18 protein-coding genes are annotated in these 20,308 nt (G+C 71.3%); 7 read left to right on the top strand and 11 right to left on the bottom strand.

Going from position 1 to position 20,308, the window contains the following annotated elements; translation table 11 throughout:
* Positions 1-168 precede the first annotated feature (168 nt).
* Entirely contained in the window at positions 169-348 is a 180-nt protein-coding gene (locus tag ACFWXC_RS44135) for a hypothetical protein (RefSeq protein ID WP_384488335.1), read from the bottom strand.
* 449 nt (positions 349-797) lie between these two features.
* Here ACFWXC_RS44135 and ACFWXC_RS44130 point away from each other — a divergent pair, with 449 nt between their 5' ends.
* From ACFWXC_RS44130 to ACFWXC_RS44115, 4 genes are all read left to right on the top strand, one after another.
* Positions 798-2,036 carry a low temperature requirement protein A gene (locus tag ACFWXC_RS44130; protein ID WP_384488333.1) on the top strand — a complete coding sequence of 413 codons (1,239 nt, stop codon included), beginning with the start codon at positions 798-800 and terminating at the stop codon, positions 2,034-2,036.
* Between the two features lie 39 nt (positions 2,037-2,075).
* A complete protein-coding gene (locus ACFWXC_RS44125) occupies positions 2,076-3,101 on the top strand; it encodes a P1 family peptidase (protein ID WP_384488331.1) in 1,026 nt (341 codons plus the stop codon).
* Positions 3,102-3,267: 166 nt separating this feature from the next.
* Entirely contained in the window at positions 3,268-4,494 is a 1,227-nt protein-coding gene (locus tag ACFWXC_RS44120) for an Ig-like domain-containing protein (protein WP_384488329.1), read from the top strand.
* 157 nt (positions 4,495-4,651) lie between these two features.
* Positions 4,652-5,398 (top strand): DUF6227 family protein, encoded by a 747-nt coding sequence (locus ACFWXC_RS44115; RefSeq protein ID WP_384488327.1) that lies wholly within the window; start codon positions 4,652-4,654, stop codon positions 5,396-5,398.
* Positions 5,399-5,425: 27 nt separating this feature from the next.
* On the opposite strand, the gene ACFWXC_RS44110 is transcribed toward ACFWXC_RS44115, so the two are convergent.
* From ACFWXC_RS44110 to ACFWXC_RS44090, 5 genes are all read right to left on the bottom strand, one after another.
* Entirely contained in the window at positions 5,426-5,677 is a 252-nt protein-coding gene (locus ACFWXC_RS44110; RefSeq protein WP_384488325.1) for a hypothetical protein, read from the bottom strand.
* 109 nt (positions 5,678-5,786) lie between these two features.
* Positions 5,787-7,892 carry a fructose-specific PTS transporter subunit EIIC gene (locus ACFWXC_RS44105; RefSeq protein WP_384488323.1) on the bottom strand — a complete coding sequence of 702 codons (2,106 nt, stop codon included), beginning with the start codon at positions 7,890-7,892 and terminating at the stop codon, positions 5,787-5,789.
* Positions 7,893-8,139: 247 nt separating this feature from the next.
* Positions 8,140-9,087, bottom strand: a complete 948-nt coding sequence (gene pfkB / locus ACFWXC_RS44100; RefSeq protein WP_384488345.1) for a 1-phosphofructokinase — start codon at positions 9,085-9,087, stop codon at positions 8,140-8,142.
* Between the two features lie 65 nt (positions 9,088-9,152).
* Positions 9,153-9,914 (bottom strand): DeoR/GlpR family DNA-binding transcription regulator, encoded by a 762-nt coding sequence (locus ACFWXC_RS44095; protein WP_384488321.1) that lies wholly within the window; start codon positions 9,912-9,914, stop codon positions 9,153-9,155.
* Between the two features lie 279 nt (positions 9,915-10,193).
* Positions 10,194-11,837, bottom strand: coding sequence for an MFS transporter (locus tag ACFWXC_RS44090; protein ID WP_384488319.1), 1,644 nt, complete (start codon positions 11,835-11,837; stop codon positions 10,194-10,196).
* A 62-nt stretch (positions 11,838-11,899) separates the two neighbouring features.
* On the opposite strand from ACFWXC_RS44090, the gene ACFWXC_RS44085 reads away from it, so the two are divergent.
* Complete coding sequence (locus ACFWXC_RS44085) at positions 11,900-12,868, top strand: helix-turn-helix transcriptional regulator (protein WP_384488317.1); 969 nt, start codon at positions 11,900-11,902, stop codon at positions 12,866-12,868.
* 95 nt (positions 12,869-12,963) lie between these two features.
* Here the strand turns inward: ACFWXC_RS44085 and ACFWXC_RS44080 are convergent, their stop codons facing one another.
* Both ACFWXC_RS44080 and ACFWXC_RS44075 read right to left on the bottom strand, forming a co-directional pair.
* On the bottom strand, positions 12,964-13,548 hold the full coding sequence (locus ACFWXC_RS44080) for a TetR/AcrR family transcriptional regulator (RefSeq protein WP_384488343.1): 585 nt from the start codon (positions 13,546-13,548) through the stop codon (positions 12,964-12,966).
* Between the two features lie 790 nt (positions 13,549-14,338).
* Positions 14,339-15,340 carry an RNA polymerase sigma factor RpoD/SigA gene (locus tag ACFWXC_RS44075; protein WP_384488315.1) on the bottom strand — a complete coding sequence of 334 codons (1,002 nt, stop codon included), beginning with the start codon at positions 15,338-15,340 and terminating at the stop codon, positions 14,339-14,341.
* A gap of 241 nt (positions 15,341-15,581) precedes the next feature.
* Here ACFWXC_RS44075 and ACFWXC_RS44070 point away from each other — a divergent pair, with 241 nt between their 5' ends.
* Positions 15,582-16,100 carry a GNAT family N-acetyltransferase gene (locus tag ACFWXC_RS44070; protein WP_384488313.1) on the top strand — a complete coding sequence of 173 codons (519 nt, stop codon included), beginning with the start codon at positions 15,582-15,584 and terminating at the stop codon, positions 16,098-16,100.
* A gap of 34 nt (positions 16,101-16,134) precedes the next feature.
* Here the strand turns inward: ACFWXC_RS44070 and ACFWXC_RS44065 are convergent, their stop codons facing one another.
* A complete protein-coding gene (locus tag ACFWXC_RS44065) occupies positions 16,135-16,947 on the bottom strand; it encodes a dioxygenase (protein WP_384488311.1) in 813 nt (270 codons plus the stop codon).
* 140 nt (positions 16,948-17,087) lie between these two features.
* Here ACFWXC_RS44065 and ACFWXC_RS44060 point away from each other — a divergent pair, with 140 nt between their 5' ends.
* Positions 17,088-17,603 (top strand): MarR family winged helix-turn-helix transcriptional regulator, encoded by a 516-nt coding sequence (locus ACFWXC_RS44060; RefSeq protein WP_384488309.1) that lies wholly within the window; start codon positions 17,088-17,090, stop codon positions 17,601-17,603.
* Positions 17,604-17,693: 90 nt separating this feature from the next.
* On the opposite strand, the gene ACFWXC_RS44055 is transcribed toward ACFWXC_RS44060, so the two are convergent.
* A complete protein-coding gene (locus tag ACFWXC_RS44055; RefSeq protein ID WP_384488307.1) occupies positions 17,694-19,232 on the bottom strand; it encodes an MFS transporter in 1,539 nt (512 codons plus the stop codon).
* A 250-nt stretch (positions 19,233-19,482) separates the two neighbouring features.
* On the bottom strand, positions 19,483-20,133 hold the full coding sequence (locus tag ACFWXC_RS44050) for a TetR/AcrR family transcriptional regulator (protein ID WP_384488305.1): 651 nt from the start codon (positions 20,131-20,133) through the stop codon (positions 19,483-19,485).
* Positions 20,134-20,308: the final 175 nt, after the last annotated feature.

Raw genomic sequence — 20,308 nt, 5'->3', positions numbered from 1 at the left:
CTCAACTCCCTCGCCCACTACCTCACCAAGGTCGGAACCACCGGCCAGAAAACAGAGCAGAACTAACCCTCAGGATTTCTGGCGCATCACACTAGCGACGCCGCCGGGCGCGGTCCGGGCGACGGCGCGGGCCGCTCGGCGGTGGGTCCGGGCGACGGCGCGGACGGTTCAGAGGTGGTGGGGCGGCTTCTCGTCGAGGAAGCGCTTGAGGTCCGCCGTGGAGTCCCCCTCGGAGCGTTCGCCCCAGCCACTGTCCGTGTCGTCCGACGACTGCCGGTCCAGCGGGTCATCGAAGATCAGCGCGGCCTTCGGGTCGCGCGGCTCGGGCTCGGGGACGGCAGTGCTCATGCCTCAAGGGTACGGTCCCGGGCCGGCCCCGTACGGTCCCGGCCCGGCCGAGGCGTCCGTCGACCCCAGGCCTGCCACCCGGTCCGACCGGCACCAGGCCGCACACGAGGCCGCGGATGCCGTGTCGACGCGAGAGGACGATGGCGCCGACCCCTTCACGGGGCCGGATCTGCTCACCGGGTTCCGCGCGTTCCTCGAGGAGCAGCTCAGTCAGCTGTTCGAGAGCAAGGAGCAGCCCGCAGACACCACGATGGTCTCCGAGCCGTCCCCGGAGGCCGTCCCGGCGGTCGCCTGCGTCGCGCGCCCGGGCGTCGCCCATGCCCGTGTGCACACCGTCCGTCCGGCAGTCCGGTCAGGACTCCGCCTGCGCCCCTCCCGCCGTTCTCACCGCCCTCCGCTCGTGAACTCCTGCACAAGCTTTCGCTGCCCTTTTCTGATGTGCTGGACGCATGACGTCGAGTTCCACTCCGGCGCCCGCTTCCCAGGGCGCGCCCCAGCCCCTCCGGCCGCTGCGCCGACTCACCGCGCGCGGGCGCGACGAAGCCCACCGCGTCGCCTCGCCGCTCGAGCTCTTCTTCGACCTGTGTTTCGTGGTGGCCATCGCACAGGCGGGTGGGGAGCTGGTGCACGCCGTCGCGGAGGGCCATCCCGGCGAGGGCATCCTGAACTACGCGATGCTGTTCTTCGCCATCTGGTGGGCCTGGATGAACTTCACCTGGTTCTCCTCGGCGTACGACAACGACGACGCGCTCTACCGGGTCGTCACCCTGATCCAGATCGCCGGCGTGCTGGTGCTGGCGGCCGGCGTCTCGCGGTCCTTCGCGGACCACGACTACATGGCGGTCTGGCTGGGCTACGTGATCATGCGGCTGGCGATGGCCGCGCAGTGGCTGAGAGCCGCACGATCGGCCGAGGGCGCGGAGCGAACGATGGCCCTCCGGTACGCGGGCGGCGTGCTGTTGTGCCAGGTCGGCTGGACGGGCCTGGTGCTGCTGCCGGGGGACGCGCGCGCCTGGGTGTTCCTGGTGATGGCGGTCGTCGAGATGTGTGTGCCGCTGTACGCGGAGAAGGCTTATGCCACCTCGTGGCATCCGCACCACATCGCCGAACGCTACGGGCTGTTCACGATCATCGTGCTCGGGGAGACGATCGCGGCGGCGACCGTCGCCGTGAAGTCGGCCCTGGCCGAGCATGACGCGCTGGCAGAGCTGTTGCCGATCGCGGCGGGCGGTCTGCTGATCGTCTTCTCCGCGTGGTGGATCTACTTCGTGGTGCCGATCCACGGTCATCTGCGCTCCAACAGGGAATCTTTCCTGTGGGGTTACGGCCACTACCTGATCTTCGCGGCGGCGGCCTCGATCGGCGCGGGCCTGGAGGTGGCCGTCGAGCAGGCGGTCGGCACCGCGCACATCTCGACGCTGGCCGCCTCGGCGGCCGTGACCCTGCCGACGGCGCTGTACCTGCTGACCGTGTGGGTGCTGCACTCGCGGTACTTCAAGATCGGCATCGCCCAGCAGCTGGTGCTGCCGATGACGTCGCTGCTGGTGATCTGCTGCACCTTCCTGGGCGACTGGGCGGTGCCTGCGGCGGGTCTGGTGTCGGCGCTGGCGGTGGCGACCGGGACGACTCTGACGGCGCGCACGGCCGGACGCGAGCGCCCGGCGGACGCCGCCGCGGCCGTCTCCTGACGCTCCGCGACGACGGCCGGCTGGGCCAGACTGGCCGTCATGACAGTTGACGCATTGACGGACGTGGCCGGGCTGCGGGTGGGACACGCGTCCCGCAGGGGCGACGGCTGGCTCACCGGCACCACGGTGGTGCTCGCTCCCGAGGGCGGCGCGGTCGCGGCGGTGGACGTGCGCGGCGGCGGTCCGGGTACCAAGGAGACGGACGCGCTCGACCCGCGCAACCTGGTGCAGCGGGTGGAGGCGATCGTGCTCACGGGCGGCAGCGCCTACGGGCTCGACGCGGCGTCCGGGGTGATGGCCTGGCTGGAGGAGCGGGGGCGCGGGGTGCGGGTGGGGGCGGATCCGGCGCACGTCGTGCCGGTGGTGCCCGCTGCCTGCGTCTTCGACCTGGGGCGGGGCGGGGACTTCCGGGCCCGGCCGGACGCGGCCACGGGGCGCGCGGCGGTCGAGGAAGCCGCGGCGAGCGCACCCGGGGCACCGGTGCGGGAGGGGTGCGTGGGGGCCGGTACGGGCGCCGTGGCCGGGGCGCTGAAGGGCGGGGTGGGCAGCGCGAGCGCGGTGCTGGAGTCAGGGATCACGGTGGCCGCGCTGGTGGTGGCCAACGCCGCCGGAGCGGTGATGGATCCCGAAACAGGCGTGCTGTACGGGGAGTTGTTCCAGGGGCGCGTGGCGTACCCCGAGGAGCGGGTGCACGCGGCCGCGCGCCGGCGGCTCGCCGAGGCCGCCGCCGAGAACGGGATCCCGCCGCTCAACACCACACTCGCGGTGGTGGCGACCGATGCCGACCTCTCGAAGGCGCAGGCGCAGAAGCTGGCCGGGACCGCGCACGATGGGATCGCGCGCGCCGTGCGGCCGGTGCACCTGCTGCACGACGGGGACACGGTGTTCGCGCTGGCGACGGGCGCGCGCCCGCTCGACGCGAGCCCGCTTGCGCTCAACGAGATCCTCGCGGCCGGCGCGGACCTGGTGACGCGCGCCGTCGTGCGCGCCGTGCGGGCCGCCCAGTCCGTGGCCGGGCCGGGCGGAGTGTGGCCGTCGTACGGGGAGTTGTACGGGCCGCGATGACGGCGGCGAGGGGCGCGCCCTGACTCTCACGCGCCCCCGCTGATTGTCCCGGTTCTGTCACGTGATGGCGTTCAGGGCCGTTCGGGGGAACCCGAACCCGCGCCGACGCCCTCTCTCTCCACGCACTGGAGCGGATCACGCACATCACAAGAACCTGGAGCAGCCCGTGACAACGCCGGACATTGCAGCGCGGCGCGCACTGGGGGCCTGTGCCGCCCTGATGGTCGGCGCCCTCACCCTGACCGCCTGTGGCGGCAACGCCAACGCCGACAGCGACGACAGCAAGGGCGGCGGGCAGGACAGCGCCGCCAAGACGTCGGCCGCGAAGATCCTGATCTCGGCGAAGGACGGTTCGACCGGCGCGTCCATCAACACGACCGGCGTGCAGGTCAGCGACGGCAAGCTGACCGTCGTGAAGATGACCGTGGCGGGGTCGGGGCAGGCCGTGGACGGCACCCTCTCGGCGGACGGCAGCACCTGGAAGCCGAAGGAACAGCTGGAGCGCGGCACGAAGTACGAGATATCGGCGACCGCCAAGGATCCCAAGGGGCTCACGGCGGCGGCCAACTCCATCTTCACCACCGTCAATTCGGCGAACAGCTACATCGGCACGTACACGCCGGACAACGGGACGACGGTCGGTGTGGGGATGCCGGTGTCGTTCAACTTCGACAAGGTCATCAGCGACAAGAAGGCCGTGCAGTCGCACATCACGGTGACGTCCAGCAGCGGCCAGCAGGTGGTGGGGCACTGGTTCGGGTCACAGCGGCTCGACTTCCGGCCGCAGGACTACTGGAAGGCCGGCTCCAAGGTCACGATGAAGATCGACCTGGACGGCGTCGAGGGCGCGAACGGTGTCTACGGGGTGCAGAAGAAGACGGTGACCTTCACCGTCGGGCGTTCGCAGGTCTCCACGGTCGACGCGAACACGCAGACCATGACGGTGGTCCGGGACGGCAGGACGCTCAAGTCGGTGCCGGTGTCGACGGGCAGCCCGGAGCACACGACGTACAACGGGCAGATGGTGATCTCCGAGAAGTTCACCCAGACCCGGATGAACAGCCAGACGGTCGGCCTGGGCGGGGAGTACGACATCCCGGACGTGCCGCACGCGATGCGGCTGACGCAGTCGGGGACGTTCATCCACGGCAACTACTGGTACAACAAGGGCAACCCGCCGTTCGGCCGCGAGGGCACCAGCCACGGCTGTGTGGGGCTCGCGGACGTGCAGGGCGCGCAGGGTGACACGACGGCCAAGTGGTTCTACGACAACTCCCTCATCGGGGACGTCGTGATCGTGAAGAACTCGCCCGACAAGACCGTGCAGCCGGACAACGGGCTCAACGGGTGGAACCTGTCGTGGAGCGAGTGGACCGCGGGAAGCACGGTCTGACCGGCTGGTTTTGACAGATCGCCGGGCCGCGCGGGAACTTTTCGCGCGGCCCGCGTGTTTTCCCGGCATACGTTTTCTCGGTTCCCGGACATGATGTCCGACCGAGGGGCTACGGTATGCACCCACAAGGTGACATGCAGCAACGCCGGGAGAAACCTTGAGCGTTCCGTACGAGACGGCAGCGTACGAACCAGCCGAGTCGCCCGAGTCTCCGGAGGAGCATCTCGCGCGGCTCCTCGGCCGTGCCCTGAACTCCTTCGAACTGCCCGACGAGGCGATAAGGCAGCTGGACTGCGCGCTGGCGCACGACAGTTCGCTGCACTCCGCGCACCACAGCGCGGGGCTGCACCGGGAGACGTACCGGCACACCTGGCTGCTCGCCGACGGATCGGCGGTCACTCTGTGGGAGCTCGTGCACAACACCGCGCCGGGCAGCGACCCGCAGGCCGAGGTGTACGTCGACGAGGAGGAGCTGCGGGCCGCGACGGCGCGGCTGCCGTTGCCGCCGGACACCCCGGACTTCGAGCTGCCGGTGCTGATGACGCTGGCGGCGGTCCCCGAACCCCGGCACGTGTACGTGCCGGACGACTCGGCGGACCACGCGCGCCGGCTTCTGCGCCGTGCGGAGAACACCGACCGGCCGGACACGCAGACGGCTCAGGTGCTGGCGACGGCGTTCGCGCACCAGATCACCCAGGCGTTCGGACGGCCCGGGCGGGCAGGTCGGACCGGCTTGAGCTTCTCGCTCTACGAGCACGCGTTCCTGCTGAGCGACGGCCGGGAGCTGTCCCTGTGGGAGGTCGAGCACACGTCGACGCCGGACGGCCGGCACATGTGCGAGGTGTACCCGTCGGAGGACGCGGCCCGGGAGGCCATGGAGCGGCGGGCGGCGCGGCGGGCCTGAGCCGAGCGCGCCCCGCCCCACCGCGCCTCAGCGGCGGCCGAGTCGGCGTACCAGGCCGGCGAATGCGTCCTGTTCGGCGGGGGTGAGTTCCACGGCCTCCCGTGGCGGGCCGGCCTGGAGCGGGTGCGGGTGGCCGGGGAGGACACGGGCCGTGTGCCAGGCGTTGGCCCCCCGGCGGGTGTGGCGCAGCACGCGCATCAGGACGACCACCCAGGCGACGGTCGCCAGGGCGAGGGCGGCCACTCCGATCAGCTGGAGGGGCGCGACGTGCTCAGGCATGCGTCCCAGTACACACCACGGTCCGGGACTTTGGTCCCGGACCGTGACGTATCTCGCAGGTGCCGTGAACAACTCACAGCGAATCAAAGGGACAAGAGGGTGCGGGTGATCAGGCCGCGACGGGCTGCTTGGTCTCCTTCGTGGTGGCGGCCGGGCCGGCCGCGGAGCCGCCCGCCGGAGTCTGCGCGGCCGGCTTGCGCAGGCCCTTCAGGATGACGACCAGGGCCGTGGTGACACAGACACCGGCGGCGATGGCGATCAGGTAGAGGAACGGGTTGCCGATCAGCGGGACCACGAAGATGCCGCCGTGGGGGGCACGCAGGGTGGCGCCGAAGGTCATCGACAGGGCGCCGGTGACCGCGCCGCCGACCATCGAGGACGGGATGACGCGCAGCGGGTCGGCGGCCGCGAACGGGATCGCGCCCTCGGAGATGAAGGAGGCGCCCAGGACCCAGGCGGCCTTGCCGTTCTCGCGCTCGGTCTCGGTGAAGAGCTTGCCGCGCACGGTGGTGGCCAGGGCCATCGCCAGCGGCGGGACCATGCCGGCCGCCATGACCGCGGCCATGATCTTCATCGCGGAGTCACTGGGGTTGGAGACCGCGATACCGGCGGTGGCGAAGGTGTACGCGACCTTGTTGACCGGGCCACCGAGGTCGAAGCACATCATCAGGCCGAGCAGGGCGCCGAGCAGGACGGCGTTGGTGCCGGTGAGGCCGTTCAGCCAGTCCGTCATGCCCTTCTGGGCGGACGCGATGGGTTTGCCGATGACGACGAACATCAGGAAGCCGACGATCGCCGAGGAGATCAGCGGGATCACCACCACCGGCATGATGCCGCGCAGTGCTGCCGGGATGTTGACCTTCTGGATGCCCATCACCACCGCACCGGCGATCAGACCGGCCGCCAGGCCGCCGAGGAAGCCGGCGTTGATGGTGAGGGAGATCGAGCCGCCGACGAAGCCGGGGACCAGGCCCGGCCGGTCGGCCATGCCGTAGGCGATGTAGCCCGCCAGGACCGGCACGAGGAAAGCGAAGGCCACGCCGCCGATCTGGAAGAACAGCGCGCCCCAGCTGTCGGCCTGTGTCCACATGAAGTGGTCCATGACCGACGGCGCCTTGTTGATCTTGTATCCGCCGATCGCGAAGCCGATGGCGATCAGCAGACCGCCGGCCGCGACGAACGGGACCATGTAGCTCACGCCGGACATCAGCCACTTGCGCAGCTTGGTGCCATAGCCCTCGCCGGCGTCCCCGGCGCGTTCGACCGGCGTGGCCGGCGCGGAACCGGAGGTCGCCTCGCCGCGGGCCGCCCTCTCGCGGACCTCGCCGATCAGTTCGGCGGGGCGGTTGATGCCCGCCTTCACGCCGACGTCGACGGTCGGCTTGCCGGCGAAGCGGTCCTTGTCGCGGACGGGCACGTCGTGCGCGAAGATCACGCCGTCCGCCGCCGCGATGACCCCGGGGTCGAGCCGGGTGAAACCGGCCGAGCCCTGCGTCTCGACGACGAGTTCGACGCCCGCCTCGCGGCCCGCGTTCTCCAGGGACTCGGCCGCCATGTAGGTGTGGGCGATGCCGGTGGGGCAGGAGGTGACGGCGACGATACGGAAGGGGCGCTCGGCAGTCGTGTCCGCGCCGGAGCCCGGAGTGGTCGCCTGCGCCGTGTCTGCCGCTGCGACGCCGGCGGAGGCCGCCGCCGGCGTCGCAGCGGTGTTCTGGGAGGCGCTCACGGCGCCCTCAGCGGCGCTCGCAGCGCCGTCCGCGCCCTTCGCGGGGGTCTCGTCCCCGCGGATCAGCGCCGCAGCCGTCTCCGCGTCGCCCGCCGACCGCAGCGCGTCCGTGAACTCGCTGTTCATCAGCTGGCGGGCCAGCGAGGAGAGGATCGTGAGGTGGGCGTCGTCGGCGCCGGCGGGGGCCGCGATCAGGAAGACGAGGTCGGCGGGGCCGTCCGGCGCGCCGAAGTCGATGCCGGCGGCGCTGCGCCCGAAGGCGAGCGTCGGCTCGGTGACGTGGGCGCTGCGGCAGTGCGGGATGCCGATGCCGCCGTCGAGACCGGTCGGCATCTGGGCCTCGCGGGCGGCCACGTCGGCGAGGAAGCCCTCCAGGTCGGTCACCCGGCCCAGGGCCACCATGCGCTCGGCGAGGGCGCGCGCCGCCGCTTCTTTGGTGTCGGCGGACAGGTCGAGATCGACCAGGTCCGCGGTGATCATGTCGCTCATCGCGGGCTCCTATGCACGCGTGTCGCCCGGGATGTGGGGTGGGCGAGGGTGGGGACGGGGGTGCCGTGGGGGGCGGGGTGGGAGACGGGGCAGGGGAAGCCCCGCCTCCCGGGGACGGCAGGGCGGCTCAGGGTGCCCCGTCGACCCGTCGGCGCGGCGAGTAAGGAGGAACCTCGCCGCTCCTGGGCGGGTTGTGAGCGGGCGGCGCCGGTGGGAGACACGGCCGCGTGCGGGGTCTTATGAGCGTTCATGACACCGGCTCCGTCAGTTCGCGGTCGACGGGGACGCGGTCGGTGACGGTCACCGCCGTGGGGTCCAGGTCGGCAGGGGTAGGCATGACGCTGCCGGGCAGCTGGACGGCGGCGGCGCCGTGGGCGACGGCGGAGGCGAGAGCCTTGGGGCCGCTGCCGCCGGCGATGAGGAATCCGGCGAGGGAGGAGTCACCGGCGCCGACGTTGCTGCGGACGGTGTCCACGCGGGCGCTCGCGAACCAGGCGCCCGCGTCCTCCACGAGGAGCTGGCCGTCGGCGCCCAGGCTCGCGAGGACGGCGCGTGCGCCCATGCCGCGCAACTCCTCGGCCGCCTTCAGCGCGTCGCCGACCGTCGCCAGGGGGCGCCCGACGGCCTCCGCGAGTTCCTCGGCGTTCGGCTTCACCACGTCCGGGCGCTCGCGCAGCGCTTCCAGCAGCGCACGACCCGAGGTGTCCAGCGCGATGCGCGCGCCCCCGGCGTGTGCCTGGGCGACCACATCGGCGTACCAGGACGGCGCGAGCCCCCGGGGCAGGCTCCCGCAGCACGCGATCCAGTCCGCGTCACGGGACTGCTCGCGCACCGTCTCCAGGAGCAGTTCCTGCTCCGCCCGCGAGAGTTCCGGACCCGGCGCGTTGATCTTGGTGAGCACCCCGTCGGACTCCGCGAGGGCGATGTTCGAGCGGGTGGCTCCGGCGACCGGGACCGGCGCGACCTCGATGCCCTGCGCGTCGAGCAGGTCGGACACGAGCGCGCCGGGCGCACCCCCCAGGGGCAGCACGGCGACCGTGCGCCGGCCGGCGGCCGCCACGGCGCGTGAGACGTTCACGCCCTTGCCGCCAGGGTCCATGCGTTCACCGGTGGCGCGGATGACCTCGCCGCGCTCCAGGGAGGGGACCTCGTAGGTGCGGTCGAGGGAGGGGTTGGGGGTGACGGTGAGGATCATGGCCGTACCGCTCGTGCTGTTCGTCGCGCTCGTGCCGCTCGTCGCGCTCGCGCTGTTCGTGGTGCTCATGCTCGTACTACTTCCGTGCCGCCGCGCTCGATGGCGGCGGCGTCCTCGGGGCTCAGCCCGCTGTCGGTGATCAGCAGGTCCACGTCGCTCAGGTCGCCGAAGCGGGCGAAGTGCTCCTGGCCGTGCTTGGCGGAGTCGGCGAGCAGGACCACCCGGCGGGCCGCGGCGACGGCCGCCCGCTTGACCGCGGCCTCGGCGAGGTCGGGGGTGGTGAGGCCGTGGTCGGCGGAGAAGCCGTTGGCTGCGACGAAGAGGACGTCCGCGCGGATCTCGCTGTACGCGCGGAGCGCCCAGGCGTCCACGGCGGCGCGCGTGCGGTGCCGTACGCGCCCCCCGACCAGATGGAGCTGGATGCCCGGGTGGTCGGCGAGGCGGGCCGCGATCGGCAGGCTGTGCGTGACGACGGTGAGGGACGCCTCCAGCGGGATGGCCCCGGCCAGGCGGGCGACCGTCGTGCCGGCGTCGAGGATCAGGGTGCCCTCGGTCGGCAGTTCCGAGACGGCGGCCTTGGCGATGCGGTCCTTCTCGTCGGCCGAGGTGGACTCGCGTTCGGCGAGGTCCGGCTCGAAGTCGAGGCGGCCGGCCGGGATGGCACCGCCGTGCACCCGGCGGACCAGACCGGCGCGGTCCAGGGCTTTCAGGTCGCGGCGGATCGTTTCCGCGGTGACCTGGAACTCCTCGGCGAGCGACACGACGTCCACCCGGCCGCCGTCACGGGCGAGCCGGAGGATCTCCTGCTGCCGCTCCGGTGCGTACATGCCCTGCGCCTCCGCTCCAAGATACGTCCGACTGATGTCCGGCTCATGTCCGACTGCGTCTGACTCGTGCCCGAACTTGTGGTTTCGCTGGAGGCTACGCCCGGATTTCCAGAAAGTAAACAGGTTCGGGCATGGATCGGGCGTGATCGGACCTCCGGGCTGTTCCGAGGGGCAGGCGGGGAGCGCGGGAGGCATCACAAGCCCCGGAGGCATCAGGCCCTCGCGCATGCCGAAGGGCCCGGCACCGGGAGGCGCCAGGCCCTTCGGCGGGGGGCGCGCTCAGTGGACGAGCGCGCCCTCCTCCTTCGTTCGCGCCGGGAGGGGCTCCTGCGCGCCACCGCCCTCCAGGTCCGCGCCACCGCCCTCCAGGTCCGCGCCGCCGCCCTCCACGTGCTGCGCCGGGCGCTTCGGCAGGGCGGACATCAGCAGGAACATCACGGCCATGACGGCGGCCACCCAGAACAGCGCGTGCTGGAACGCGTTCACGAAGGCCGGACCGACCCGGGCGGAGGTCAGGCGGTCGTCGACGACGCCGAAGAAGACGACCGAAACCAGGCCGAGGCCGAGCGCGTTGCCCATCTGCTGCACGGTGTTGATCAGTCCGGAGGCGGAACCGGCGTGCTCGCGCGGCACCTCCGACAGCACCGCGTCGGTCAGCGGGGCGACGATCAGGCCCATGCCCACACCCATCACGACCAGCGGCAGGACCATCTGCCAGGAGGCGATGGCGAGGCCGTAGCGATCGGACTCCCAGATGTAGAGCAGGACGCCGAGGCCCATCAGCAGGGCGCCCGCCTGGAGCACCTTGCGGCCGAAGCGCGGGACCAGTTTCTGCACGGACAGGCCGGCCGCGACGGAGACGGCGATCGAGAACGGCACCCCGGTCAGGCCCGCGTGCAGCGGGGTCCAGCCGAGGCCGACCTGCATGTAGAGCGTCCAGACCAGGAAGAAGATGCCGAGCGCGACACCGAAGACGGTCTGCACGGCGATGCCTGCGGCGAAGCTCTTCACCCGGAACAAGGACAGTTCGATGAGCGGGGAACCGTCGCGGGCGGCCTTGCGGCGTTCGTACGCCACCAGCGCACCGAAGACGACGAACGCCCCCGCCATCGACGCGTACCCCCACAGCGGCCAGCCCAGCTCGCGGCCGCGGGTCAGCGGGTAGAGCAGCATCAGCAGTCCGAGGGTCACCAGGGCGACACCGACGAGGTCGAGCTTCAGGGCGTGCGGGGCCTTGGATTCGCTGATGTAACGGCGCCCGAGGAGAAGGGCCGCGACGCCGACCGGGAGGTTGATGAGGAAGATCGGACGCCATTCGAGGCCGAGGATGTTCCACTCCGTCAGGAGGGCGCCGAGCAGCGGGCCGGAGACCGCGCCCAGGCCGACGATCGCGCCGAACAGGCCGAAGACCTTGCCGCGTTCGTGTGCCGGGAAGGTGGCGTGCACGATCGACAGGACCTGCGGGACCATCATCGCGGCCATGCCGCCTTGCAGGATGCGGGCGGCGACCAGCATCTCCGGGTTGGCGGCGAAGCCGCACAGGGCCGAGGCGAGGGTGAAACCGCCGACGCCGATGAGGAAGATCCTTTTACGTCCGTGAATGTCGCCGAGGCGGCCGCCGGTGATCAGGCCGGCCGCGAAGGCGAGGGCATAGCCGGCGGTTATCCACTGGATCTGGCTGAAGGAGGCGTGGGCGGTCCGCTGGATGGACGGGATGGCGATGTTGACGATCGTGACGTCGACCAGGTCCATGAAGGCGGCGGTCATGACGATGGCCAGGGCGAGCCAGCGGTGCGGTGCGCCGGGTGCGCCCGACGTCTCGAGCGCCGTGGGGGTCGCTGTGGTGGGTTGCGTGCGGGTTCGCTGTAGTGGAGTGCGCAGTTCCCCGCGCCCCTTTGCGGCGTTGTCGTCAACGGAAGTCATGTCGTCAACGTAGGACGCGAATAGGCCAGATCCTGTCCTAGTCGTACGGCATCCTCTGGTGCATGACGACGGACACTCCGGCTCGGCTTCTGCACCTCCTCTCTCTTCTCCAGACGCCCCGCGAGTGGCCCGGCGGTGAACTCGCCGAACGGCTCCGGGTGTCCCGGCGCACCGTGCGGCGGGACATCGACCGGCTGCGGGAACTGGGGTATCCCGTGGAGGCCAGCAAGGGCGCCGACGGCGGGTACCGGCTGGTCGCCGGGAAGGCGATGCCACCGCTGCTCCTCGACGACGAGGAGGCGGTGGCCATCGCGGTCGGGCTGCGCGCCGGGGCGGGACATGCCCTGGAGGGGGTGGACGAGGCGTCCGTACGGGCGCTGGCGAAGCTGGAGCAGGTGCTGCCGGCCCGGCTACGGCACCGGGTGGCCACGCTTCAGGCCGCGACCATGCCGCTGACCAGCGGGGACGGGGCGAGTATCGCGCCGGAGACGCTGACCGTGATGGCGTCGGCGGTGGCGGGACAGGAGCGGTTGCGGTTCGCCTACCGGGCGGCGGACGGAAGCGAGACGCGGCGGCAGGCCGAGCCGTACCGGCTGGTGTCGACGGGACGGCGGTGGTACCTCGTGGCGTACGACCTCGATCGCGACGACTGGCGGACGTTCCGGGTCGACCGGGTGAGCGAGCCGTTCGCGACCGGGGCGCGGTTCGCTCCGCGGGAGATGCCGACGGGGAGCGCGGCGGAGTTTCTGCGCCGGTCGATCCAACGGCAGCAGGAGACGTACGAGTTCGTGATCGCGTTCGCCGGGACGGTGGAGGAGGTGGGGGCCCGGGTGCCGGGGTGGTTGGGGGCGCCGGTGGACGAAGGGGGTGGGTGGTGTGTGGTGCGGGGGACGAGCGGGGATCCGGTGGAGTGGCTGGCGGTGCGGTTGGTGATGGCGGGAGGTGAGTTCGTGGTGCGGGAGCCTCGGGAACTCGTGGAGTGTGCAAGGGAGTTGGGGCGGCGGTTGGTTCGGGCCGGCGGGGGCGCGTGAGGGGAGGAGCGGGGGCGCGTGAGGGGGCGGGCGGAGGGGCGCCTCCCCGGCCCTCGGCGCCGGCGCCGGGGAGTCGGCTCGAACAGCCGTACCGGCTAAGCCTGCTCCGCCCAGGCGAACCCGCGCAGATCCCCCAGGTTCCGCAGCGCCAGCGCCGCCGGTCCCGCCGCGCCCGACGGGGACGCCGTGCCCGCCGCCCAGGACTCCACCGCCACCCGGACCGCCGCGCTGGCCACCGCCGCGGTGAAACGGAGGCGTGGAGTGAGGGCAACGTTGTCGGGTGCGGTGCGCTCCGCCAGGATCGTCGCCAGGAGGTCTTCCGAGGACTGGCAGACCTCCGCCCACACCTTGCGCAGGGCCGGACTGGTGTCGGCGAGGTGGATCAGGGTGCGCACCCATTCCCAGGACGCCGCGGAGACGCCCGCGCCGGGGGTCAGGGTGTGGTGGACGGCGTGTTCGAGTGCCTCGGGGACCGAGAGGGCCGCCGGGGCCGACCGTACGGCCTCCGCCCAGCGCTGGGCGCCCGCCGCGTAGAGCGGGGCGACCGCCTCCTCCTTCGTGGCGAAGTAGCGGTAGAACGTGCGGGGGGCGATGCCGGCGGCGTGTGCGATGTCCTCGGCGCGGGTGGCCCGCAGGCCCTGCCGTACGAAGAGGCCCGCGGCGGCCCTGGCGATCTCCATGCGGGTCTCCGCCTTGCGCCGCTCGGTCAGGGAGACACCGGGAGGATCCTGCCGAGGGGTGTTGCCGGTGGTGCTGGGGGTGCTCACCTCGGCAGGCTATGCCGCTATGGCAGAATCTGCCATCCGGCGGTTCACCCCGTGGTTCAGGTACGGGGTGGGCCGCCGTTCCAGCATGCCGGGGAGAGACAGGACCCGGCAAACGCGCCGAGCAGGGTGGGCGGTTCGAGCCGCCCGCGCCGCCCGGCCATGGCGGGCGGGTCGACCGCGCCGAGTCATATCGAGCAACCGCGGAACAGCCGCCGAGCCGTATCGGGCAACCGCGGAACAGCCGCCGGGCCGTCGCCGGACCATCGCCGAGCAATTGCCGAGCAATGGAGCCGGGCTCCGGCACCCGGGGGGGGTTAGGCGCCGAAGCCCGGCTCTGCGGAAGTCCCGGCGCCGGGGGGATGGCGCGTCGGGACATGGCTCACTGAGGGGTGGTCATACGTCGTCGTCAGAGGTCGGCGCGCTCTCCTGAGCCGACCCCGCCCCGGCCGGGGCCCTCAACTCCCCGGCCCGGAATGGTTGTTCCCTACACGCGGAGCCTTGAAGCGGCGGTACCGCGCCATGTTTGCGCCGTCTTTCGCCACCCGGCGCACGCGCCCGGCGTGAACGGTTCCACGCACGCCCCCAGGCTCACGAGCCCGCACACACCCGGGAGCCCCCACGGACCCGCGCATCCTCGCGAACCGCGCGCACCCCTGCGGACGCGGGAGCCCCACGCGCACGAGCCCCCTCGCCTCGCACTCCCTTACGCCGCCGGCTCGAACCCCGTGCTGCGGGCCAGCTTCTTCAGCTCCAGCAGCGCGTGCTTCTCGATCTGGCGGATGCGCTCGCGGGTCAGGCCGTGCTCCTTGCCGACCTCGGTCAGCGTGCGCTCGCGGCCGTCCTCGATGCCGTACCGCATCTTGATGATGGAGGCCGTGCGCTGGTCCAGGCGGCCGATCAGGTCGTCCAGTTCCTCGCTGCGCAGCAGGGTCAGGACGGACTGCTCGGGGCTGACCGCCGACGTGTCCTCGAGGAGGTCGCCGAACTGGGTCTCGCCCTGGTCGTCCACCGCCATGTTGAGGGAGACCGGGTCACGGGCCCAGTCGAGGACGTCGATGACTCGCTCCGGGTTGGAGCCGAGCTCGGCGGCGATCTCGGCGGGCTCCGGGTCGCGGCCGTGCTCGCGGTTGAACTCGCGCTGCACGCGCCGGATCCGGCCCAGCTCCTCCACCAGGTGGACGGGGAGCCGGATGGTCCGGGACTGGTCGGCGATGGAACGGGTGATCGCCTGACGGATCCACCAGGTGGCGTACGTCGAGAACTTGAAGCCCTTGCGGTAGTCGAACTTCTCGACGGCGCGCACCAGACCGGCGTTGCCCTCCTGGATCAGGTCGAGGAGGGGCAGGCCGCTGCGCGGGTAGCGTCGGGCGACGGCCACGACCAGGCGGAGGTTGGAGCGGATGAAGACGTCCTTGGCCCGCTCGCCGGCGGCGTCGAGCGCCTCCAGCTCCTCGCGGGTGGCGTCCGACCCGGACTCCTCCTCGCCGTCGAGGACCTGCCGCGCGAACACCCCCGCCTCAATGGTCTGGGACAGCTCGACTTCCTTGGCGGCGTCGAGGAGCGGTGTGCGCGCGATCTCGTCGAGATACATGCCGACCAGATCGCGGTCGGCGATCTCGCCGCCATGGACGCGGCGAACACTGCTTGCCGAGTCGGCCGTCTCGCCGGTGGCGGACTGACGACGGGCGACGGCACGGGTTGCCATGCGGTGCTCCCTTGCGATGGTGGGCGGGCGGGGTGGTCCTATCCGGTTCTTCTCGGTCTTCCGGTGGATGCTCGGCGCTCGGCTCGCGGCGCCGCGGAAGTCCACTCCTGGAACTCCCGGCGTCCTGGTCGGGTGCCCGGCATCCGAAGGAAACAACGACTGGAATCCGGACAGAATTCCCATGCCTCCCCCCGATTTTTCTGATCATGCAGTACCCTGTGCGACCGACCGAGGGGGCACGATGTCGTCGCAACGTACAGAGGTGCAGGTCAGGCCCGGAGTCGAGGGGGACCTCGAAGCCCTCACGAACCTCTACAACCACTACGTACGTGAGACGTCCATCACCTTTGACACGGTGGCCTTCACGCCGGAAGAGCGTCGTGCGTGGCTGCTCTCCCACCCGGAAGACGGCCCGTACCGGCTGATGGTTGCCACGTCGGCGGACTCACAGGAGATTCTCGGGTACGCCACATCCAGCCCTTACCGCGCGAAACCCGCCTACGGCACCTCGGTGGAGACCACCGTCTACGTCGCCCCGGACGCCGGCGGCCGCGGCATCGGCACGCTCCTGTACGACGCCCTCTTCGAGGCGCTCGCGGGCGAGGACCTGCACCGCGCCTACGCGGGCGTCGCGCAGCCGAACGAGGCGTCCACCCGGCTGCACGAGCGCTTCGGGTTCCGGTACGTCGGCACGTACCGCGAGGTGGGCCGCAAGTTCGGCCGCTACTGGGACGTGGCCTGGTACGAGCGCCCGCTCTAGCCACCGGCACGAGCAGCTGGCAGCAGCGGCCGGGTCAGCCGAACTGCACCGACCGCTTCGCCATCCCCATCCAGAACCCGTCGATCACCGACTTCTGCGCGTCCAGCTCGCCGCCGGCCTCCGCCGCGCCCATGGTGACGAAGAGCGGGGCGAAGTGCTCGGTGCGCGGGTGGGCGTAACGGCCGGCCGGGGCCTTGTCGAGGAAGTCGAGGAGGGCGTCCCAGTCACGCTCCTCCAGCGCCCGGTGTCCCCAGTCGTCGAACTCCGAGGACCAGGAGGGCACGCCGGCCCCGGTGTGGCGCAGGGCGGCCAGGTTGTGGGTGAAGAAGCCGGAGCCGACGATCAGCACGCCCTCGTCGCGCAGCGGGGCGAGCCGGCGGCCGATCTCCATCAGGCGGACCGGGTCGAGGGTGGGCATGGAAATCTGGAGGACAGGGATGTCCGCGGCCGGGAACATCTCCACCAGGGGCACGTAGGCGCCGTGGTCGAGTCCGCGGTCCGGGATGTCCTGCACGGGGGTGCCGGGGGCGCGCAGCAGCTTGCGTACGGACTCGGCGAGCGCGGGTGCGCCGGGGGCCGCGTACCGCACCTGGTAGTAGTGCTCGGGGAAGCCCCAGAAGTCGTAGACGAGGGGGACGGTCTGTACGGCACCGAGGGCGAGGGGGGCCTCCTCCCAGTGCGCCGAGACCATCAGGATCGCCTTGGGGCGGGGCAGGCCGGCGCTCCAGGCGGCCAGTTCGCCGGGCCAGACCGGGTCGTCGGCGAGCGGCGGCGCGCCGTGGCTCAGATAGAGGGCGGGCATGCGCTCCCCGGCAGCGGCGGATCGCTCCTGTGCGGCGGCGGTCATGACGGCGGCTCCCTCCACGGACGGGAACCCCCAGGGCCCCATGTTCCCTATGTCCCTATGTTTTAACTCTCAAGCTTTCCGTGGAACACCCTACGCCCCACTTGTTTAACCTTCAAGGAGAGGCTCGTACAGTGGGATACATGAATACGGCATCCACATCCGCGACCGCCGAACGGCACCGCTGGCTCAGCGACGACGAACAGCGCGTCTGGCGCTCGTATCTGCACGCCACGACCCTGCTGGAGGACCACCTGGACCGTCAGCTCCAGCGGGACGCGGGGATGCCGCACATCTACTACGGCCTGCTCGTCGGGCTCGCCGAGGCGCCCGGGCGGCGGCTGCGGATGACCGAACTGGCCATGGGGGCGAAGATCACCCGGTCCCGGCTCTCGCACGCCGTCGCGCGCCTGGAGAAGAACGGCTGGGTACGCCGGGAGGACTGCCCCTCCGACAAGCGGGGCCAGTTCGCCGTCCTGACCGACCAGGGCGCCGAGGTGCTGCGGCGCACCGCGCCGGGCCATGTGGCCGCCGTACGGCAGGCACTGTTCGAGCGGCTGACCCCCGAACAGCAGCAGGCCCTCGGCGAGATCATGCAGATCGTCGCCGAGGGCCTGCAGCCCAACGAAGCGGGCGCGGACCTGCCCTGGCTCCGCTGAGGAAGCTCAGCAGGCTCAGGACAGGTCCGCGTGCGGGTACCCGGTCGACCGGTGGCCGGTCAGTGGTCGCTCAGTGGTTCGCTCAGAGGCTCAGTGGGCGACCACCGGGACCGCCACCTCGTCCTCCGCGCCGTCACCCGAGGCCACCGTCGTGGTGTCCGGCTTGCCGGCGTTGACGAAGGCCACCACGACCACCGCGGCCAGCACCAGCATGCCGACGGCGACCCAGATCGCGTTGGCGTAGCCGTGCACCGCGCCCTCCATCTGGACCAGCTGCTGCTGCGGCTTGGAGGTCGCGGTGGCAATGTGGTCCTTGATGTACGACGTCGTCGCGGACGCGGCGATCGTGTTCAGCAGGGCGGTGCCGATCGCGCCGCCCACCTGCTGCGAGGTGTTGACCATCGCGGAGGCGACACCGGCGTCCCGGGGCTCGACGCCGAACGTGGCCAGGGACATGGCCGGCATGAACGCCGTACCCATGCCGAGACCGAGCAGCAGCATCGCCGGCAGGATCGTCGAGGCGTACGACGAGCCGATCTCCATCTGGGTCATCACCAGCATGCCGACCGCGGCGACCAGGAAGCCGGGGCCCATCAGCGCCCGGGCCGGGACCCGGGTCATCAGACGGGTACCGATCTGGGTGGAGCCGACCATCATGCCCGCGATCATCGGCAGGAACGCGAAGCCGGTCTTGATCGGCGAGAAGCCCTTGATGACCTGGAGGTAGTAGGTCAGGAAGAGGAACGTGCCGAACATCGCGATGATCGCGATACCGAGGGAGAGGTAGATACCGCCGCGGTTGCGGTCGAGGACCACGCGCAGCGGCAGCAGCGGAGCCTTGACCCGGGTCTCGGTGACGACGAACGCGACCAGCAGCACCACGGAGGCGACGAACAGGCCGATCGTGGTGGCGTCGCCCCAGCCGTCGGACTCGGCGCGGGTGAAGCCGTAGACCAGGGAGACCAGGCCCAGGGTGGACAGGAGCACGCCGGGGATGTCGAGCGGGTTGCGGTTACGGCCGCCCTCCGGCTCGCGGATGACGAAGTACGCGCCGAGCGCGGCGACGATGGCGAACGGGATGTTCACGAAGAACGTCCAGCGCCAGTCCAGGTACTCGGTGAGCACACCGCCGAGGATGAAGCCGACGGCGCCACCGCCACCGGCGATCGCACCGTAGATGCCGAACGCCTTGGCACGCTCCTTGGCGTCCGTGAACATCACGGCGAGCAGGGAGAGCGCGGCCGGGGCGAGCATGGCACCGAAGACACCCTGGAGGGCGCGGGCGCCGAACATCATCGCGCCGGTGGTCGCCGCGCCGCCGAGCGCGGAGGCGGCGGCGAAGCCGGTCAGGCCTATGACGAAGGCCCGCTTACGGCCCCACAGGTCGGCGATCCGGCCGCCGAAGAGCAGCAGACCGCCGAAGGCGAGGGCGTAGGCCGTGACGACCCACTGCCGGTTGCCGTCGGAGATGCCCAGGTCGGTCTGGGCGGAGGGCAGTGCGATGTTCACGATGGTGGCGTCGAGGACGACCATCAGCTGGGCGAGCGCGATGAAGACGAGCGCTTTCCAGCGGTTGGCATCACCGGACGATGCCGGTGCGCCGGGAGCCTTGGCGGCTGTTTCAGACATGGGGGTACCCACTTCGTGACTTCGTGAATGCGTGACGGAAAGTCGATGCTTCGTGATGGAAAGTCGGTGCTTCGTGACGGAAGGTCGGCGGTTGCGGTTCGTGACGGACGGTCGGCGTTCGTGACGGAAAAAGAGATCGGTGAAGCGCAGACGGTGCTCGGTGCGCATCAAGGGGCGCGGCAAACAAAGGACCGTTGCCCGGTCCGGAACTGATCGGCCCCTGTGGGACGGTGCGGTCGCTCTCGGTCGTTCAGGCCTGGCGGAGGTCCTCCATGGTCGCGGCCGTGCCCGGCAGGGCGGACCAGGCCGGGGCCCGCAGTCCGTCCAGGAACAGCTGCAGATGACGGTGGACGAAGCGGTCACCGACCAGGCAGTCGGTGCCGAACGGGGGCCGGCTGAGCTGAGCCACGGCGATCATCACGTCGCCGACGTCCACGTCCGCACGGAGCTGTCCGGCCGCCTTGGCGCGGTCCATGAGCTGCACGATGAGCTGCTCGCACCGCTCGCGCGCCGCTTTCAGGTCGGGGTGGTTCTTGTCGAAGGTGCTGGAGACCATCGGGCACAGCGCGCTGACCCGCTCGTCGGCGGAGGCGTGCACGAACCGCTCCAGCGCCTCGAAGGCGTCCCCGCTCTCCGCGAGCGCGAGCTCGGCCGCTTCCGACGTCCGGTCCATCACGGAGCAGACGACCTCACGGACGAGTGCGTCACGGTCGGGGAAGTTGCGGTACACCGTGGCGTTGCCGACGCCGGCCCGGCGGGCGATCTCGTCGAGCGGCACGTCGGGGCCGTACTCGGTGAACATCTCGCGGGCGGCGGTGACGATCCGCTCCCGGTTGCGCAGAGCGTCGGCGCGGGGCCGGGGCGCCTTGCGCACGGTGGGGATGGCGGTCGCGGTCTGCACGGCGCACTCCTGGTCTGGTGGTCGGGGTGATGCTCTGGGCTTCCACGATCCGGGGATCCGCTCCCCGTTTCGCGCGGACACAGGTCTAAACGGGGAGCGGGTCCCCGGTTATTTCCACACCTTCTCCAAACTTCCTGTGACCTGAGTCACACCTTCTGCCGCAGGGAATCCCACG

It is taken from the genome of Streptomyces sp. NPDC058683, assembly GCF_042716195.1.
Classification (GTDB): domain Bacteria; phylum Actinomycetota; class Actinomycetes; order Streptomycetales; family Streptomycetaceae; genus Streptomyces.
The sequence above is the reverse complement of the archived record's forward strand: the minus strand, read 5'-3'. Positions and strand labels throughout refer to the sequence as shown.

Bases quoted from the DNA above. Each gene is read 5' to 3' on its own strand.
- ACFWXC_RS44055 (WP_384488307.1), bottom strand. From the start codon at position 19,232: ATGTCTGAAACAGCCGCCAAGGCTCCCGGCGCACCGGCATCGTCCGGT.
- ACFWXC_RS44075 (WP_384488315.1), bottom strand. From the start codon at position 15,340: ATGGCAACCCGTGCCGTCGCCCGTCGTCAGTCCGCCACCGGCGAGACG.
- ACFWXC_RS44135 (WP_384488335.1), bottom strand. From the start codon at position 348: ATGAGCACTGCCGTCCCCGAGCCCGAGCCGCGCGACCCGAAGGCCGCG.
- ACFWXC_RS44085 (WP_384488317.1), top strand. From the start codon at position 11,900: ATGACGACGGACACTCCGGCTCGGCTTCTGCACCTCCTCTCTCTTCTC.
- ACFWXC_RS44125 (WP_384488331.1), top strand. From the start codon at position 2,076: ATGACAGTTGACGCATTGACGGACGTGGCCGGGCTGCGGGTGGGACAC.
- ACFWXC_RS44130 (WP_384488333.1), top strand. From the start codon at position 798: ATGACGTCGAGTTCCACTCCGGCGCCCGCTTCCCAGGGCGCGCCCCAG.
- ACFWXC_RS44070 (WP_384488313.1), top strand. From the start codon at position 15,582: ATGTCGTCGCAACGTACAGAGGTGCAGGTCAGGCCCGGAGTCGAGGGG.
- ACFWXC_RS44065 (WP_384488311.1), bottom strand. From the start codon at position 16,947: ATGACCGCCGCCGCACAGGAGCGATCCGCCGCTGCCGGGGAGCGCATG.
- ACFWXC_RS44090 (WP_384488319.1), bottom strand. From the start codon at position 11,837: ATGACTTCCGTTGACGACAACGCCGCAAAGGGGCGCGGGGAACTGCGC.
- ACFWXC_RS44060 (WP_384488309.1), top strand. From the start codon at position 17,088: ATGAATACGGCATCCACATCCGCGACCGCCGAACGGCACCGCTGGCTC.
- ACFWXC_RS44110 (WP_384488325.1), bottom strand. From the start codon at position 5,677: ATGCCTGAGCACGTCGCGCCCCTCCAGCTGATCGGAGTGGCCGCCCTC.
- ACFWXC_RS44080 (WP_384488343.1), bottom strand. From the start codon at position 13,548: ATGGAGATCGCCAGGGCCGCCGCGGGCCTCTTCGTACGGCAGGGCCTG.
- ACFWXC_RS44095 (WP_384488321.1), bottom strand. From the start codon at position 9,914: ATGTACGCACCGGAGCGGCAGCAGGAGATCCTCCGGCTCGCCCGTGAC.
- pfkB (WP_384488345.1), bottom strand. From the start codon at position 9,087: ATGATCCTCACCGTCACCCCCAACCCCTCCCTCGACCGCACCTACGAG.
- ACFWXC_RS44105 (WP_384488323.1), bottom strand. From the start codon at position 7,892: ATGAGCGACATGATCACCGCGGACCTGGTCGATCTCGACCTGTCCGCC.